Source organism: Paracidovorax citrulli, from assembly GCF_900100305.1.
Taxonomy (GTDB): domain Bacteria; phylum Pseudomonadota; class Gammaproteobacteria; order Burkholderiales; family Burkholderiaceae_C; genus Paracidovorax; species Paracidovorax citrulli.
Window position 1 is genome coordinate 74635 of the sequence record NZ_FNEY01000003.1, and the last position, 14776, is coordinate 89410.

The 14776-nt window shown below is 66.9% G+C and carries 19 protein-coding genes; 10 read left to right on the forward strand and 9 right to left on the reverse strand.

The window, feature by feature from the left end:
* Positions 1 to 2: 2 nt before the first annotated feature.
* From BLR99_RS02810 to BLR99_RS02840, 7 genes are all read right to left on the reverse strand, one after another.
* The gene (locus BLR99_RS02810) at positions 3 to 1298 is read right to left on the reverse strand and encodes a phage portal protein (RefSeq protein WP_046060048.1); all 1296 of its coding nucleotides are present in this window, start codon (positions 1296 to 1298) and stop codon (positions 3 to 5) included.
* Complete coding sequence (locus BLR99_RS02815; protein ID WP_046060047.1) at positions 1295 to 2995, reverse strand: terminase large subunit; 1701 nt, start codon at positions 2993 to 2995, stop codon at positions 1295 to 1297. Before BLR99_RS02815 ends, BLR99_RS02810 begins: the two co-directional genes overlap by 4 nt.
* The gene (locus BLR99_RS02820; RefSeq protein ID WP_052712024.1) at positions 2995 to 3174 is read right to left on the reverse strand and encodes a hypothetical protein; all 180 of its coding nucleotides are present in this window, start codon (positions 3172 to 3174) and stop codon (positions 2995 to 2997) included. The genes BLR99_RS02815 and BLR99_RS02820 overlap by 1 nt, the downstream gene beginning before the upstream one ends.
* 415 nt (positions 3175 to 3589) lie before the next feature.
* On the reverse strand, positions 3590 to 3937 hold the full coding sequence (locus tag BLR99_RS02825; RefSeq protein WP_052712023.1) for an HNH endonuclease: 348 nt from the start codon (positions 3935 to 3937) through the stop codon (positions 3590 to 3592).
* A gap of 360 nt (positions 3938 to 4297) precedes the next feature.
* The gene (locus BLR99_RS02830) at positions 4298 to 4936 is read right to left on the reverse strand and encodes a hypothetical protein (RefSeq protein ID WP_046060046.1); all 639 of its coding nucleotides are present in this window, start codon (positions 4934 to 4936) and stop codon (positions 4298 to 4300) included.
* Positions 4937 to 5123: 187 nt separating this feature from the next.
* The gene (locus BLR99_RS02835; protein WP_052712022.1) at positions 5124 to 7139 is read right to left on the reverse strand and encodes an AAA family ATPase; all 2016 of its coding nucleotides are present in this window, start codon (positions 7137 to 7139) and stop codon (positions 5124 to 5126) included.
* Entirely contained in the window at positions 7136 to 7609 is a 474-nt protein-coding gene (locus BLR99_RS02840; RefSeq protein ID WP_046060045.1) for a phage regulatory CII family protein, read from the reverse strand. The genes BLR99_RS02835 and BLR99_RS02840 overlap by 4 nt, the downstream gene beginning before the upstream one ends.
* 84 nt (positions 7610 to 7693) lie before the next feature.
* Here BLR99_RS02840 and BLR99_RS02845 point away from each other — a divergent pair, with 84 nt between their 5' ends.
* Positions 7694 to 7879 carry a hypothetical protein gene (locus BLR99_RS02845; protein WP_139160127.1) on the forward strand — a complete coding sequence of 62 codons (186 nt, stop codon included), beginning with the start codon at positions 7694 to 7696 and terminating at the stop codon, positions 7877 to 7879.
* Positions 7880 to 7904: 25 nt separating this feature from the next.
* On the opposite strand, the gene BLR99_RS22390 is transcribed toward BLR99_RS02845, so the two are convergent.
* Positions 7905 to 8159, reverse strand: a complete 255-nt coding sequence (locus BLR99_RS22390; RefSeq protein WP_139160128.1) for a hypothetical protein — start codon at positions 8157 to 8159, stop codon at positions 7905 to 7907.
* The gene (locus BLR99_RS02850) at positions 8152 to 8397 is read right to left on the reverse strand and encodes a transcriptional regulator (RefSeq protein WP_046060043.1); all 246 of its coding nucleotides are present in this window, start codon (positions 8395 to 8397) and stop codon (positions 8152 to 8154) included. The genes BLR99_RS22390 and BLR99_RS02850 overlap by 8 nt, the downstream gene beginning before the upstream one ends.
* A gap of 48 nt (positions 8398 to 8445) precedes the next feature.
* Between BLR99_RS02850 and BLR99_RS02855 the strand changes: the two genes are divergently transcribed.
* From BLR99_RS02855 to BLR99_RS02890, 9 genes are all read left to right on the forward strand, one after another.
* Positions 8446 to 9138 (forward strand): LexA family protein, encoded by a 693-nt coding sequence (locus BLR99_RS02855; protein WP_074686809.1) that lies wholly within the window; start codon positions 8446 to 8448, stop codon positions 9136 to 9138.
* Between the two features lie 11 nt (positions 9139 to 9149).
* Complete coding sequence (locus tag BLR99_RS22200; protein ID WP_170838013.1) at positions 9150 to 9878, forward strand: TM2 domain-containing protein; 729 nt, start codon at positions 9150 to 9152, stop codon at positions 9876 to 9878.
* A gap of 172 nt (positions 9879 to 10050) precedes the next feature.
* Entirely contained in the window at positions 10051 to 10524 is a 474-nt protein-coding gene (locus BLR99_RS02865) for a hypothetical protein (RefSeq protein ID WP_046060042.1), read from the forward strand.
* Positions 10525 to 11282: 758 nt separating this feature from the next.
* Positions 11283 to 11450 carry a hypothetical protein gene (locus tag BLR99_RS22990; protein ID WP_160321109.1) on the forward strand — a complete coding sequence of 56 codons (168 nt, stop codon included), beginning with the start codon at positions 11283 to 11285 and terminating at the stop codon, positions 11448 to 11450.
* 3 nt (positions 11451 to 11453) lie between these two features.
* Positions 11454 to 11837: a hypothetical protein gene (locus BLR99_RS02870; protein WP_046060041.1), complete on the forward strand. Its 384-nt coding sequence runs from the start codon at positions 11454 to 11456 to the stop codon at positions 11835 to 11837.
* Positions 11838 to 11845: 8 nt separating this feature from the next.
* Complete coding sequence (locus tag BLR99_RS02875; RefSeq protein WP_046060040.1) at positions 11846 to 12322, forward strand: hypothetical protein; 477 nt, start codon at positions 11846 to 11848, stop codon at positions 12320 to 12322.
* Positions 12319 to 13560 carry a DUF2800 domain-containing protein gene (locus tag BLR99_RS02880; protein ID WP_046060039.1) on the forward strand — a complete coding sequence of 414 codons (1242 nt, stop codon included), beginning with the start codon at positions 12319 to 12321 and terminating at the stop codon, positions 13558 to 13560. The genes BLR99_RS02875 and BLR99_RS02880 overlap by 4 nt, the downstream gene beginning before the upstream one ends.
* A gap of 24 nt (positions 13561 to 13584) precedes the next feature.
* Positions 13585 to 14133 (forward strand): DUF2815 family protein, encoded by a 549-nt coding sequence (locus tag BLR99_RS02885; RefSeq protein WP_046060038.1) that lies wholly within the window; start codon positions 13585 to 13587, stop codon positions 14131 to 14133.
* Between the two features lie 53 nt (positions 14134 to 14186).
* Entirely contained in the window at positions 14187 to 14699 is a 513-nt protein-coding gene (locus tag BLR99_RS02890; RefSeq protein ID WP_046060037.1) for an Nmad5 family putative nucleotide modification protein, read from the forward strand.
* The last annotated feature ends 77 nt before the right edge of the window (positions 14700 to 14776 follow it).

The window sequence follows — 14776 nt, forward strand, 5'->3', positions numbered from 1 at the left end:
GATCAGCCTTTCTTCGGCTCTTCGTCGAAACCCAGGAACGCGCGGATCGCGGCCCGGGCCTGGTTGGCTTGGTCTGCGCCGCCGGCCTGTCCCAGGCCGTCCAGCGTCGTCATGGCGGATTGCACGGTGAGCACGGCGGCATTGCCGCCCATGGGCTCCCGGTCCTCCAGCTCGCGCACCTCGTCGCGGGTCAGGATGCCGTTGTTCACCATCGCGGCATAGAAGGCCGCGCGTCCGGCGCTGTCCGCGCGCAGCAGGCCCTCCACCGCGAACTTCGGGTAGAAGCGCGCGCGCTCGGCGGGCGTCAGCAAGTCCTTGCTGATCGCCTGCTCGATCCGCCGCAGCCACGGCCCCAGCGTGAAGGTGAGGAAGCCGATCATTTGCTGCTCGATGCCCGTGCCCCAGCTGGTCGATTTCTCCGTGTGGCCGACCATCCAAGGCGGCACGCGGAACCAGCGGCAGATCGACTCCACGCTGAACGCCCGGGATTCCAGCAGCTGCGCGTCCGATGGTTTGATGCCGATGGCGCCCACGTCCGTGCCGCCCTCGAGCACCGGCGTCTCCCCGCGCTCCACCGACCCCGCAATTTCCGCCTTGAACATGCGGCGCTGCTCGGGCTTCAGGAAGGCGGCCACCTTGTAGTAGACGGTCTGCAGCAGCCCGTTGCGGAAGGTCCGCGCCGCGGCGCGCTCGGCCGCCATCGCTGCCCCGAATACCTTGGCACCGTAGGAGATGACCGAGACGCCCGTCTCGCCGTCCAGGGTGAAGCCCGGAAGCGTCCAGATGCGAGCGGCAGAAATCAGCCGCGGCGTGCCGTCCGGGCGCGGGTACTGGAAGATCTTGCGGCCGTTCGCGTCGCGAGTGATCACCAGTTTGTTCGGGTCCAGGAACGCCAGCCCTACCAGCTTGTCGCCCACGTAGAGCTTTTCCGCCCGACCGTTGCCGCGCAGGAGCATTGACGCCACGATCGCCTCCCAGAACACCGAAGCCGTGCTGTCCGCGTTCGGCTGGTCGTGGATCACGAAGTGCAGAGGGTGCTGGCTCGCGAGCCGCTTGCCCGAAGACGTGCGCTCGTACATCGACAGCGGCAGCGTGGCGATGGTCTCGGAGATGAGCCGCACGCAGCTCCACACCGCATCGACCTGCATCACGGCCTTCGGCGTCACATCGACGCCCGTCTCGCTCTCCATGGCCCGATCGACGTAGAGATCCTTGTCGCGCAGGCTGAAGGACCGGACCCAGCCGTCGATCGCCGCGCGCACCCGGCCGGCGAGGCCTGTGTTCGTTCGTAGTTTCATGCGCGGCCCGTCCGTATGGGGTTGCTCAACCAGTCATCCATGCCGCCCTTGGCCTCCGGGTTCAGGGCCATGAGGTACACGGCATCGAACATGGCCATGAGCGGGTCGATCTTCGCGAACCCGCTGGCCTGCTTGGTGATGCTGATCGCGTTGCCGACGGGCACCACCTTCGCATTGCCAACGCACCACGCCATGAGCGCGGTGCCGCTGTGCACCAACTTGCGGGCTGCCAGGTGCCGCTCCGCGGTCTTGATCGCGCCCTGCAACTGCCAGCCCTGCGGGATGCCCACCACTTGCTCGGCAGTGACAGGCCCGGCCTTTTCTTCCGTGCCCACCAGCGCGTCGTAGATGCCGCCCAGGCCGGCTCGGTCCACGCCCACCTTGTCCAGCAGGCCCGAGTCCACCACCTGGGTGACGATGCTCACCACGTCGGCGATGTCCTCGCCCACGCTCTTCACCAGCACCAGATCGCCCGCCGCGGCGAAGTCGCGGTATTTGGCTTCCTCGGACTTCCGCCGCTCAAGCGCGATCGGGTGCAGCCACGCCCGGGCCCACACCAGCCACCGGCCAGTGTCAACCTCGCGCCCGACCACGGCCAGCCCCAGCATGTCGTCCAGACCGCCGCCGTCGATGCCGACGGTGACCACCTCCGAGCGCTGCAGCAGTTCGACCAAGCCGAACACCGGCACGGCCGCGGCTTCCCAGAAGTCGGCACCCATCCACCTGGATGCACCCATCGCTAGGCCGATCTGCACGTTCAGGTGCTTCGCGCGGATGTCGCGCACGGCGTGCTCGCCGGACTCCTCGGCTTCCTGGATCTTCTGGGCGATCACGTCCTCGTCAACCGAAACACCCCAGTTCGGGTTCGTGATGTAGGCGTTGGCCAGATCCTCGTAGGCCTTCGCCTCCAGCATGTGGGCCGGAAACTCGTAGATCACCGGCAGAAACCGGGGATCGTTCACCTTGCCATCGCGCACCTTGCGCGCATAGGAGAGCTTGTCGAGGAACACGCCTGCCGGCGGCTCGTCGGACTGCGTAGTGCAGTAGAAGACGAACCCCTCGGGCCGCGACGTGATGCCGCCAGTTGCCTCGGTGAGCATGGCCGCCGCCTTCGCGTGCTTGCCGAACTCCCAGAGCTCATCGACGAAAACGCCGATGGCCTTTTTCCCGGTCACCGTCGCGCTGTCGGCGGCCACCACCTTGAGCGTGGCGCGCGTGAGGCGGCAGGTCACCGTCTTGATGTGCTGCTGCTCCTGGAACCGATCCATCAGATCTTCGTCTGCCAGGATCATTTCCCGGATCGGCTTGTAGGCGTTGTCGGCCGCCTCTTTCGTCGGCGCGAGGATGATGAACTCACCGGCCTGTCGCGTGTTCAGGATGAGCGCCGTGAGCATCACGGCCGCGGCGATCATCGACTTCCCGTTCTTCTTGGAGACCATCAGGAAGTAGTTGGTGATCAGCCGCCGCTTGCGGCTGCGGTCGTACGCGCCGAACAGCGCGGCCACCAAGTCGGTCACCCACGGCAGGCACGCGTCGCCCATCGTCGGGCTGCCATCCGCGTCCACCATGCGCAGGGCGTTGAACACCCCCATTGCGTCTTCCGCCTCGTCGGGAAAGAGGGGCGACACCGGCACAAGAGACTTGCGCGCGACGATCCGCTCTTCCCAGTCCGGCAGAGCCGTCGTCCATTCCATCATCACACCGCCCTCAGGCCGAACCGGCCGCCTGCAGCCTTCTGGGCCGCCTCCTGCTTCTCCGCCTTTTTCCCGGACTCGCCCTTCTTGGCGTGCACGTAGGGCGCAGCGATCTGGGCGGCCTGGATCCGTAGGCGGCTGTCCTCTTCCTCGTCCCGCATCACCTGCAGCAGGAAGTCCAACGGCGTCAGGTCGCTCAGGTCCTTCGGCGGCGGAGGCGCCGGCGGCCTCTCCTGACCGAAAGGCCAGCTCGGATCGGTCTTGTACCCGTCCGCGTCCAGCGGCGGCGCCTCATCCTTCTTGGTGGTCGGCCGCTTCTTGGCCGGGGCCGCCGGCTTCGGCGCGTCAGCGGGTGCGGATTTTCTCGGGCGACCCGCACCAGGCCGCGCACCACCTCTTGGCATGGCGGCCTCCTTTGAATTCTTTGATTTCCGCCCCTCCGGAATTCATACGCAGGGGATTTTTTCTGCGCGTGCGGAACCGGGCGGTATCCAGGTAGAAGGGTTCCAGACTTTTTGGGCACCCCCTCCATTCCGGCTTCGTGGGCACTCGGGAGTGGCCCAACGATGCCCCTGGCGGCCCGCAGGCGGGGCGATTTCAGCCCGAGCCCCCTCTCGCCCGCTCCTGCGCCTCGCGCGCCGTCTTGGCCGCGTGGCAGTCGGGGCAGAGGCACTGCCGGTTGTGGTCGGCGTCCTTGCCGCCCCGCCAGAGCGGGACCGTGTGGTCCAGCTCGAACGGGTCCGGCGTGCCGGGCGTGATGTCGATCAGCTTGCCGCAGCCCTTGCAGTGCGGGCCGTCTCGCAGCCAGATCCGCAGCCGCGCCTCCTGCCGTGCCCGCCCCCGATCCCGATGGGTCGCCCCAATGCGCGGCGCCTGCTGCAGCCTGGTTGCCTGGGCCATCTGGATGCGCTGGGCGGCGGCTTGAATTCGGGGGCGCTGGCTCATGTCTTGGCATCCATCGGTCTACGGGGCTTGGTCTGGCCCCGCTGGCGCCTGCCGTCGCTGTCCAGCACCACAGCTTGCGGTGGAAACCCCCGCCTCGTCGGGCGGCCAGCGCTGGCTGCTGGAAGTCGGATAGGTGGAAGGCGCCACCACCTGGGGCATGGCGTCCCTGGCGGCGATAGAGGCGTGGTGGGTGCGCCCCGGTGGTGGCAAACGAAAAAGCCCGCAGGGCGTGCGGGCTTGGGAAGTTCTGGGCGAGCGTCCCCATCGAAGGTTCCTGGCAAAGCACGAAGCGAGACAGGCATTCAACGGAGAGTCGCCGGGCGAGAGGGTCAGCACCCTCTGCAATCGTCGGCTGCAATTCTACGCGGCCTTCGACCCGCGATGCAAGCGCCGGCCCATCGATCCCCGCGCCGAGTGCACGCACTCGTCGAGGTAGTTGGCCAAGCGCCTGCCCAACTCGCCCTGCGGAATGGGCGCATGGCCCGTGCCCTTGCACTGGCGGCATGCCTTGGCCGACAGCCGGTCGGTTCCCGGAATAGCCTCGTAGCGGCGTCCGGAGCATGCGGTGCAGGTAGGCCCTAGCCACCACCGCAAAATCGCAGCCACGGCCCGATCCGGGGCCTCGGCGCCCCATCCGCGCAGCAGCAGGACCAGCTGCTCGCGTACTGCCGGCAGGCTCTTGCACCTGGCCAGCTGCAGCGCCGTCTCGTGCAGGTTGTGGACGTGCGCCTGGGCCGTTGCCTCGGCACGCGCTGCGGTGCGGTCGGCCGACGAGGCCTGCGCACCCGGGCGCAGGAACTCCGCCGCCGTGGCCGTGCGCGGCCGGGAAGTCGCGTCCCACTCGCTGTGCAGCCGGAGCAGCGCACCGCCCAGCCGGGACTGGCACCAGCCGGCCGCGATCAGCAGGTCGGCGTCGCCCACCTGGTCGGCTTGCACCCGCAGGTCGGCGGTGTTGGCGGCCGATGCGTAGGCCTCTTCGAGGGTTCGGGGGTTGGTCATGTTGTTGGTCCTGAACGTGTTGAAAATTACTGAAAACTTTTGCTGAAACTTTTTGCTCGTTCACTTCCCCGCCGGTCCTGGGCTTCTTCCATTCCATCCATCCCCTAAGGGGAGATGGATTGAATGGAAGGGAGATTGCCGGCCTTCCTTCCATTCCAATGGATGAAGATTGGAAGAATGGAAGGCATCACAGCACCCGGATGCGGCCGTTGTCGTTGGCCAGCCAGTTGCCATCGATCAGGGAATTGAGGGCGCGTTTCACGTCGCGCCGTCGGTTGTCGGACTTGCCCGTCACCACCAGTTGCTCGGCCGCGGCCTCCACAATCTCGGATTCGGTCACCACGTCGTCTAGCGCAGCGAGCGCCTTCGCAACGCGCAGCACCAGCTGCTGATGCTCGCCCTTGCCTTCGTTCCGTCGGTTCTCGACCGGCACCGCTGCGGCAGGCAGCGCCACAGCAGTTGTGATCGCATCCCCGTCCTCATCGATGCCCAAGGTCACAGACTCGAGCCGGAAGGGGTGTTCGTCACCCTCTCCCTGGCCGTCCTTCATCTTCGTGATCGTTGCGGCCCGGTATTCGCCAGCGCGGGCCACCGAAATCTCGACGTCCAGCGCGCCACGGATCACGGACGATCCCCGCATGCCCTTGCTCTCGTCCTTGCCCGTGTGCGCCACCAGCAGCACCATGGCGCCAGTGGCTCGCTGGAGGGCCTTGCAGTGCGCCAGCGCGCGCCCCATGTCCTCCGCGCTGTTCTCGTTGGCCCCGGGCGTGACCTGGGCCAGCGTGTCCACCACCAGCAGTTCCGGCATCTCGGGCAGCGCGCGCAGCGCCGCCACCAAGTCGCGAATGTCCTGCCGCTCCATGAAGTTGGGCCCGCCGTCCAAGATGCGGAGGCCGGCCGGCACCACGTCCACGCCGTGGTACTCCCGGTACGCCCGCGTCCGCAGACGAAAGCCGCTCGCGCCCTCCGCGCACACGTAGCCGACACCGCACTGCCGGACCTTGCGCCCGCGCCACTCGACACCCCGCGTGATGGCGTAGACCAGATCCAGCACGAAGAAGGACTTCCCTGACCCCGACGGGCCGTAGATGGCCCCCAGCTCTGCCTGCGGGAGGATGCGCTTCACGATCCAGCTGAGGGGCTTCCCTTGCTCGAACTCGTCCAGCGTCTGGAACTGGAACCGCAGGGGCTTGCCCAGCTTGGCCATGGCCTCGTGCGCCGTGCCCGCGCCGGGCGTGCCGGCCGCGACGTCGGTGCCCGACACGTCGTCGAAGTCGTCGGCTGTGGCGGTCCTGCGCAGCTCGCCCTTGGGCTTGGCCTTGATGCAGTGCTCGCGCCAGAGGTACAGCAGCGCGCGGTCCGGGTCCTGCCGGCGGTGGTCGAGGGCCACCTCCATGGCGTGCGGGCTGGCGGCCAGCAGGCTCAGCACCTCGTCGTCGGACAGCCCGCACTGGTAGAGCGCCACGGCCGCCGCGTGCAGCTCGCGCGAGCGGTCGCCGCGGGTGTCGCCCTCCAACAGGAAGTCGCGGGCCGCGTAGGGCAGCTCCAGGTCGGCCAGGGCCGGCAGCAGGAAGTCGTCCAGCAGCTCGGGCATCTCCACGGCCGGCGCCTCGGTGCGCTCGGCGTCGCGGCCGTACTGCGCGCGCAGGCCTTCCAGCACGCCGGCCGGGGCCGCCGCGAGGGCCACAGGCGCGCCCGGCAGGTGCTGACCCGTGAGGGTGAGGAATCGAGGCTCGGCGCCGCCGTACACCTCCACGCCCACGGTGTGATTCGTCCAGTCGCTGGCCTCGCCGCGCGCGAAGATGCGCAAGCCCTTGCCGCTCGGGCTAACCTCCGTGTAGCTCGCGAGCGCGTCAACGATTTCCTGGGCCCAGTCCGCCACGTGGCCGTCGTGCACGCAGTCGTCCAGGTCCACGCCGACGATGCCATGGGGTCGGGTCATGACGTACCCGACACCGGCGAAGGAAGGCGCCTCGCGCTCGTAGGTGGACACCGCGGCCCGGAACGTGAACCACCGGTCCGGGTTGGCCGTAGAGAGGCGGTACTCGGGCACGTCGGCCCGGTGGGGGATCTTGTCGAACTTGCCGCGCTTGGCGTTGAAGGTCGCCCGCCACGGCGCCCAGCGAGGCAAGGCCTTCAGATCGTCGGGGATGGCGGCGCCGTTGAAGGCCGGCCGCAGCTCTTGGGGTGCGTCTGCCATCATGGCGCTACCCGCTGTGCCTGCTGATGGGCCGCGCGCACCGCGCGCAGCACCGAGAGGATCGCCGCAGAGGCCTCGGCCGCCTCGCGCTCCACCTCCCGCAGATCGTTGGCCGACACGCTGCCATCGGCCATGGCGGCGGCCACCGCGCCCATGACGTCGGCCGACTCCTTGACCATGGCCGACGCGCGCTGCACCAGGTTCGCACCGGTGTCGGCTGGCTGCGGCAGGGCCACCACCTTCGTGCCGCAGTGCGCGGCGACCGCCTGGGCGTAGGCGTCGGCGTGGTCGCTGCCAACCTCCGCGCACATGGCGGCGATCGCGCAGGCGTCCACGACGCCCAGCTTGAAGCCGGGCGCGCCGGCCAGCTCCTTGCGCAGCACGTCGGGCGACTTGCCCCGGCGCAGGGCCACGGCCTCACGGCCGCCGGGGTAGGAATCCACCATCAGGCGGAGAGCATCGAGGGAGTTCATATCCGGGATTCCTCAGAGTTGGATGTCCGCCAGGCCGAAAATTGGAGGTGGCGGGAACAGGCGCTGCGCGAGACGATGCGCGGCATGGAAAACGAACAACCCACCCCACACGCCCCTGGCGTCACCATCGAGCACGCCAGCCGCCGCACGAGCCTCGTGGCCGCCACGGCGGGCCGGCAGCGGTCGCTGCAGGAGGTCGAGACGGCCATCGTCATGCTCTGGGTAGCGGGCGAGCTGCACATCCGCTGCGCGGCCTGGGGGTTGCGGTGAGCGGGGCTGGGGTAGCCCGCGGCGATCACGCAGACTTTCGGGCGAAAGGCCACCACCAGGGCGCACGCTTGGCGGCGGCATGCTCGGCAGCCGCCGTGAACCCTTCCGCGACGTATCGCGCGGTAGCACGGGTCGGATACCGGAAATCCGGCATGGGCGGCGCGGCGGGAACGGCGCGGGGCGCGTGGACGGCACGGCACGCTGCCAGCCGGTCGCGCGTGGTGCTGCGCATCCACTCCGGCTCCGACACGGTCGTGGTGGCGCTCGTCCAATCAGCCATGGCCCACCTCCTGAACGGAGGCGGCCAGTTCGGGCCAAATCAAGTGCCAGTCGTCGGGTCGGAGGTCGCGGCGGGAGACAGCGCCAGAGGTGGCGCGCTCGATGGCGACGCAGTACGCCGCATCGGGGGTCGTCCCTCGTGCGCGCCAATTGCTTACCGCTGACTGGCCGATGCCGATGGCTTCAGCCAACTTTCCGACACCGCCGACCGTGCTGATAGCCGTCTCAAGAGGGTTCATGTTCGTGATTCCTTTCACGAACGTGATAGTAAATGAACCACCAATGTGATGCAATCCTTTGACAACATCACGCCCGTGAAAACCATTGCAGAACGCCTACGGGCAGCGAGAGAACGAGCGGGCCTGACCCAGCCGGCCCTGGCCCAGCGCGCGAACGTCTCCCAAGGGACGATCGGAAACATCGAGTCGGGGCTGCGCAAGCGCCCCCGCGACCTACTTGCTATCGCTGCCGCGCTGCATGTGTCCCCGTTGTGGCTTGAGACCGGACAAGGACCTATGCACGGCGATTCCGATCAGGCCAACGTTTCGACCGCCCCTGCGTCGATGAAGCCGCGCCGCTACCCGGTCATTTCTTCAGTACAGGCGGGCGAATGGGAGGAGATCGTGGACCAGTTCTCACCGGGGGATGCGGAGGATTGGCAGGACAGCCCTGTGGATCTCGGGCCGAACGGCTTCGTGCTGAAGCTGGAGGGCAGTTCAATGACCAACCCCGCAGGTGGCAAAGACAACTTCCCAGAGGGTATGTATGTGCACATTCACCCAGGTGTTGAGGCTCAACCTGGGGACTATGTGGTGGCAAAGCGTGAAGTAGATAACAAGGCAACATTCAAGAAGCTAGTGCGCGTTGACGGCGAACAGTTTCTTCACGCCATTAATCCAGCGTGGCCAAAGCCGTACATAAAGCTTGAGCCGGGAGACAGAATTATCGGCAAACTAAAGTTTGCTGGATGGAGTTTTTAAAGGAGAGAGGGATGAGTAATGACGCATGGGCGGATGCCTTAGCTGAGGCCGAAAACCCGGATATTAGAGATAAGGGGCTTTGGGCAAGATGCTTTGCCGAAGTCGATGGTGATGAGCCGCGCGCCCGAGCTGCATACGTTCGAGCAAAGGTGTCAGCAGCTGCGTTGGCACCACCCGCCACGCCAACAAATGCCACCGCCGAACCGGAGGATTTCTTTTGCCCCAATTGCGGCAGTCCATGCGGGAAGTACGCCGAAAGCTGCCGTGCTTGTCATGCGGTTTTTGGGCCTGATGGATGGAGGCCGCTACCCGAGAAGCCAGTAGTAGTGACTCCGCTCCGGATGAAAGAAAGTGACTCTGGTAATGAATTCGGTTTCTGCCCGAACTGCACGAAATCAATTCGCATGGATGCCGCGTCTTGCTTTTACTGCGACACGGTTTTCGCCGGCATGCTGCGACCAGTGCCCAACAAGCCATCTGCTCCACCGTCGCCGCAAACAGCTACTCATCAATTGGTGAAGACCGCAAAAAGCAGGGGCGTTTATATAATATTAGGGCTATTCTTTGGACTGCTTGGGATTCACAACTTCTACGCTGGCCGGTTTGCGTATGGTGTAATGCAACTTTTAATAACCGCCATTCTAGGATGGTTTGTTATTGGAATATTTATCACGGCAATATGGGTGATTATTGAGCTTTTTGCCGTCACGGAAGATGGCGCGGGTGACGCTTTCGCCTAACACCGCACCTAGTACGGCGTCCACGAAGAGCAAGATGCCTGCGCGCAGAATTCCTACACCAACAATCCTAGAGGGGGAACCACCTGATGAAAGACTGGTCAGTAAAATCACACAAGCCGCCCCGGCCGTTGCCTCCGCCGGCCCCTCCACCACCCCCTCCTAGGAAGTAGCCATGGACGAGAAAGAACAGCACCAGATCTTGATCAACGAGATACGCTATGCCCAGCGGATCACGCAGCGGACTGCGCGCCTTTACCGCCGTGTTGGCACGTTCCTGACGTTCGTCGGGATCCTGGGAGGCTCCGGCATGGTCGCCTCGCTTTCCTCCAAACTGCCTGATGGGCTAGTCGTGGCAGGTGGCGCGCTGCTCGCCGTGGCTGGCGCTGCCGCACTCGCAATCCGCCCTCTTGAAAAGGCGATCGTGAACGAGCAGGATTTGAAGAAGTACACCGCGTTGGAAAGCCAGGCTGTGGCCATGGACCTGTCAGCGCTGAAGCTGGCCCTCAGCAAGGCCCGCGAGACCGACGTGGCCGAGATCGAACTCCTGCGCGATGTCGCCTACAACGATGTGGTGGTCGAATCAGGCCGCCCTGACATGCGCGCCCCCCTGAACCTCCCTCAGAAGTTCATCGCCGCTCTCGCGTAGGCGTTCCATTTGGCAGACCTAAGGCCCGCTCCGTGCGGGCTTTTTTTTTTACGCCCAATCGTTCCATGCCTGCTCCTTCGCCCGGTGGGCGTAGAAGAAATTTTATCGAAATCTCACAATCGTGTTGACAAACGCACTCACGAACGTGATACTTCATCCCAACGCAGCACACAAAGCGATGCGCCCCCGGCGAGCGATACGGAAGCCGGTAAAGCCGAAAGGAAGCAGAGGCGGGAGCGGTCAGCGGTGTGCAGCGGTTGGGGCCCATCCATTGAGAGCAGCCCGGCAGCTCGTTAAAAATCCAGCCAACCCATCACCGCCGACGATGCTTGCGCCGCCCCGCGCATTCCCCGGCAACGATGGATGAAAGAGCGATGCGGCAGGGGGAAGCCGCCAGCCACCAGGGCAAGTCGCGCGGGCAGTCCGGCCCGTCACCAGTCCGCCCATGCGCGGTACACGGCGCCAACAACAGGTGAGGCATTCCGGGAGGCCAAGAGCAGCAACGACCGATAGCCCCTCTCACGAGGGGCAAAACACAAGCGCCCTCTGCCGAGGGCGTTTCTGTTTTCCAGCCGCGCGCCCCGTCTCCTCCTCCCTCCCTCTCTTCTTGGGGCGCACCACGCGGCTTTTTCTTCCGGCGTCCTGCTCAGGGCCGCCTCTTCGCCGCGCCGGTCATCCCCGGCACGCCCCTCGGGCAGCGGTCTTTCTACACCCCACCCGGCCCGCCACGTGCGGGCCTTTTCACATCAGGAGCCCAGATGGTCGCGTTCCGTCTCTACCGCCTCTTTCGGCGCGCCGGCAACAGCCCGTGCACGGCCTACCGCCTCACGCAAGCCGCGCAGCCCGGCGTCCTCGAATCCGCCATGGCCTACGTCAGCGCCGCAGTGCTCGCCGTTGCTTCGGTGGCTGTCCTCGTCGTGGGGTGATCCATGCACTTGGCCCGCCTTTCCAACGACGAGGTGCTGCGCATCGCGCGGGCCGAGATCAACGACCTGACCAGCACGGCGCTGGAGGTGGAATTGCTCAAGCGCCTGGAGGCGCTGCTCGATGACACCGACGAGCCGGCCGCCATCTACGACGCCGCCGCGGACCACGACCTCAACGCAGAGAGCATCGCCCAGCTGGGCGCGGCGCTGATCGACGGCGCGGAGAACACCGCCGCGCTGCTGCACGTGCTGGCCGACGCCGGCTACGAGAGCCCTGAAGCGCTGAAAACCGGCCTCGCCACGGCGGCGAAGTTCGCCGCGCTCGCCATCGATGCGGGGGACGTGCTCTCCCGTCTTTCTTCCCTCACCGAAACCGTAACTGCATAGGAGCACGCATGTTTCCCGCAACCGTATCCATCACCGTCCCCGACGCGGCCGCCCTCACCGCCCTGACCGCATTCCTGGCCGGCGGAGCCGCGCCCACGCCCGCCCCGGCGCCCACCCGCAGCGCGGCCAAGGAGCCCGCGCAGGCCCCAAAGCCTGCAGCAGCCCCCGCGGCTGCGGGTGGCCAGAGTACTGCGCCGGCGGCGGAGGCCGCTGCGCCCGAGAAGACGGCCAGCGCACCCAGCCCCGCTGCCGAATCTGCGGCAACCCCTGCGCCAGCCTCGACTGCTGCGACTGACGCACCGCTCACCTACGACAAGGACATCAAGCCGCTGATCATCCAGCTGGGCAAGGAGCGCGGCCGCGACGCCACGCTGGCGCTGCTGGGCAAGTTCGGCGCCGCCTCCGGGCCGGGCCTCAAGCCCGAGCAGTTCGGCGAGTTCGTCGAGGGTGCTCGGGCGGCGCTCGCGGAAGGCGCCCTGGCATGAGCGCGCACGCCCTCCTCTCGCCATCCAGCGCCGCGCGCTGGATGGCCTGCCCCGGCAGCGTCGCCGCGTGCGAGGGCCTGCCGGACAAGAGCAGCGAGTTCGCCGATGAAGGGACGGCGGCCCACGAGCTGGCCGCCCTCTGCCTGGTGGAAGGCGGCACGGCCGCCGACCGCATCGGGCTCAAGATCCCTGCGGGCCGCGACGGGCGTGTGTTCACGGTGGACGTGGACATGGCCACCCACGTGCAGGCCTACGTGGACTATGTGCGCGCCCTGGTGCAGAGCACGGGCGGCGAGTTGCTGGTGGAACAGCGCCTCTCGATCGAGCACATCACCGGCGAGCCCGGCGCGCGCGGCACGGCGGACGCCGTGATCCTCGCCGACGGCGAGCTGATCGTCGCGGATCTGAAGTTCGGCCGCGGCGTGCCGGTGGATGCCGACAACAACCCGCAGCTGCAGATCTACGCGCTCGCCGCGCTCCACGAGTTCGCGGCGTTGGGAGACTTCCAGGCCGTGCGCCTGGTGATCCACCAGCCCCGGCTGGGCTCGGTCAGCGAGTGGGCGCAGCCGGTGGCGGACCTGGAGCAGTTCGGCCAGGCCGCCTGGAACGCTGCGGCGGACACCCGCGCGGCTGACGCGCCGCGCGTGCCCGGCGAGAAGCAGTGCAAGTTCTGCCGGGCGAAGGCCACCTGCCCCGCCCTCGCCGCGCGCGTACAGCAAGAGGTGGGCGCGGACTTCGACGTGATCGCCATCAGCTCCCAGGCCCAGGTCGTGGCGCCGGTGAAGACCAGCGCCGCCGACGACCTCGCGCGGGCCCTTGCGGCTGCTGACCTCATCGAGGCGTGGCTGAAGGCAGTGCGCGCGGAGGTGGAGACGCGGCTGCTGGCCGGCGTGCCGGTGCCCGGCTGGAAGCTGGTGCAGGGCAAGCGCGGCAACCGCCGCTGGACCTCCGAAGAGGAGGCCGAGGCCGTGCTGAAGGCCATGCGCGTGAAGCACGACCAGATGTACGACTACAGCCTGATCAGCCCCACCACGGCGGAGAAGCTGGCAAAGGGCAACTTCATCGGGCCGCGTCAGTGGCCGAAGGTGGCCGCCCTGATCACCCAGGCCGAGGGCAAGCCCAGCGTGGCGCCCGAGTCCGACAAGCGCCCGGCGCTGGTGCTGAGCGCCGTCGCCGACGACTTCGATCCCGTCGCCACCACACCCTCACAGGAAGAGGCCGTGAGCGACCTCGTTTGACCCACCACCCACTGAAAGACCATCATGAAATTGAAGCTGACCAACGTGCGACTCGCCTTCCCCGCCCTCTTCGAGGCCAAGACCGTGAACGGCGAGGGCAAGCCCGCGTTCAGCGCGGCGCTGCTGATCGACCCGGCCGACCCGCAGGTGAAGACCATCAACACCGCCATCGAGGCGTGCGCGAAGGAAAAGTGGGGCGCCAAGGCGGAGGTGATGCTCAAGCAGCTGCGCGCGGCCGACAAGGTGTGCCTGCACGACGGCGACATGAAGGCAAGCTACGAAGGCTTCCCCGGCAACCTGTTCGTGAGCGCGCGCAACCCCGTTCGGCCCACGGTGCTCGACTCCGACAAGACGCCGCTGGTGGCCGCCGACGGCAAGCCCTACGCCGGCTGCTACGTGAACGTGGTGCTCGACCTCTGGGCCCAGGACAACAACTTCGGCAAGCGCATCAACGCCACGCTGAGCGGCGTGCAGTTCGTCCGCGACGGCGACAGCTTCACCGGTGGCGGTGCCGCGAGCGAGGACGAGTTCGACGACGTGAGCAGCGGCGCCACGGCCGACGACCTCGCGTGATCCGCACCTCGGGCCGCGGCCCGAGGTCCTTCGAAAAGCCAAGGAGAGAACCCGTGAAGCTGACCAACACCATCCGCGATGCCTTCGTCCGTGCAGCCATGAACGACGTGCCGAAGATCGACTTCGAAGAGGAGTATCGCAAGGTCATGACCGCCGATGCGGTGGCGCAGTTACCGCCGGCCGTGCGGAAGCTGTGGAACGACAAGGCCCTTCGCGACTATGTGCACACGGACTGGGCTGGCTCGCGCTACGGCCGCGGATTCAGCGCCCGTGTGCCTGGGCGCAGCGACCACAAACCGTCCGAAGAAGCGATTCGCAAGGGCGCAGAGCTGTACAAGAAGCACGAGGAGCAGAACGAACGGCACAGTGCATTGCGCGCCGACCTCAGGGCCGCGGCGTATGGCGCCACCACGCGTAAGCAGCTGGCCGAGATGCTGCCCGAGTTCGTGAAGTATCTCCCTGCGGATGAAGCAGCGGCGAACCGGAGCGTTCCTGTCGTCGCCAACATCGTGGCCGACTTCGTGAAGGCGGGTTGGCCGAAGGGTGGCGCGAAAGCTGCAGCGTGACGATCGCACCTCGGGCCGCGGCCCGAGGGTGTTTCGACAGGCCCGCCGGGCGCGGGCCGGTCAAAGCACAGGAGCAA

Excerpts from the sequence above, each read along its gene's own strand:
- BLR99_RS02810 (WP_046060048.1), bottom strand. The coding sequence starts at position 1,298 with ATGAAACTACGAACGAACACAGGCCTCGCCGGCCGGGTGCGCGCGGCG.
- BLR99_RS02815 (WP_046060047.1), bottom strand. The coding sequence starts at position 2,995 with ATGATGGAATGGACGACGGCTCTGCCGGACTGGGAAGAGCGGATCGTC.
- BLR99_RS02825 (WP_052712023.1), bottom strand. The coding sequence starts at position 3,937 with ATGAGCCAGCGCCCCCGAATTCAAGCCGCCGCCCAGCGCATCCAGATG.
- BLR99_RS02830 (WP_046060046.1), bottom strand. The coding sequence starts at position 4,936 with ATGACCAACCCCCGAACCCTCGAAGAGGCCTACGCATCGGCCGCCAAC.
- BLR99_RS02835 (WP_052712022.1), bottom strand. The coding sequence starts at position 7,139 with ATGATGGCAGACGCACCCCAAGAGCTGCGGCCGGCCTTCAACGGCGCC.
- BLR99_RS02840 (WP_046060045.1), bottom strand. The coding sequence starts at position 7,609 with ATGAACTCCCTCGATGCTCTCCGCCTGATGGTGGATTCCTACCCCGGC.
- BLR99_RS02845 (WP_139160127.1), top strand. The coding sequence starts at position 7,694 with ATGGAAAACGAACAACCCACCCCACACGCCCCTGGCGTCACCATCGAG.
- BLR99_RS22390 (WP_139160128.1), bottom strand. The coding sequence starts at position 8,159 with ATGGCTGATTGGACGAGCGCCACCACGACCGTGTCGGAGCCGGAGTGG.
- BLR99_RS02850 (WP_046060043.1), bottom strand. The coding sequence starts at position 8,397 with ATGAACCCTCTTGAGACGGCTATCAGCACGGTCGGCGGTGTCGGAAAG.
- BLR99_RS02855 (WP_074686809.1), top strand. The coding sequence starts at position 8,446 with ATGCAATCCTTTGACAACATCACGCCCGTGAAAACCATTGCAGAACGC.
- BLR99_RS22200 (WP_170838013.1), top strand. The coding sequence starts at position 9,150 with ATGAGTAATGACGCATGGGCGGATGCCTTAGCTGAGGCCGAAAACCCG.
- BLR99_RS02865 (WP_046060042.1), top strand. The coding sequence starts at position 10,051 with ATGGACGAGAAAGAACAGCACCAGATCTTGATCAACGAGATACGCTAT.
- BLR99_RS22990 (WP_160321109.1), top strand. The coding sequence starts at position 11,283 with ATGGTCGCGTTCCGTCTCTACCGCCTCTTTCGGCGCGCCGGCAACAGC.
- BLR99_RS02870 (WP_046060041.1), top strand. The coding sequence starts at position 11,454 with ATGCACTTGGCCCGCCTTTCCAACGACGAGGTGCTGCGCATCGCGCGG.
- BLR99_RS02875 (WP_046060040.1), top strand. The coding sequence starts at position 11,846 with ATGTTTCCCGCAACCGTATCCATCACCGTCCCCGACGCGGCCGCCCTC.
- BLR99_RS02880 (WP_046060039.1), top strand. The coding sequence starts at position 12,319 with ATGAGCGCGCACGCCCTCCTCTCGCCATCCAGCGCCGCGCGCTGGATG.
- BLR99_RS02885 (WP_046060038.1), top strand. The coding sequence starts at position 13,585 with ATGAAATTGAAGCTGACCAACGTGCGACTCGCCTTCCCCGCCCTCTTC.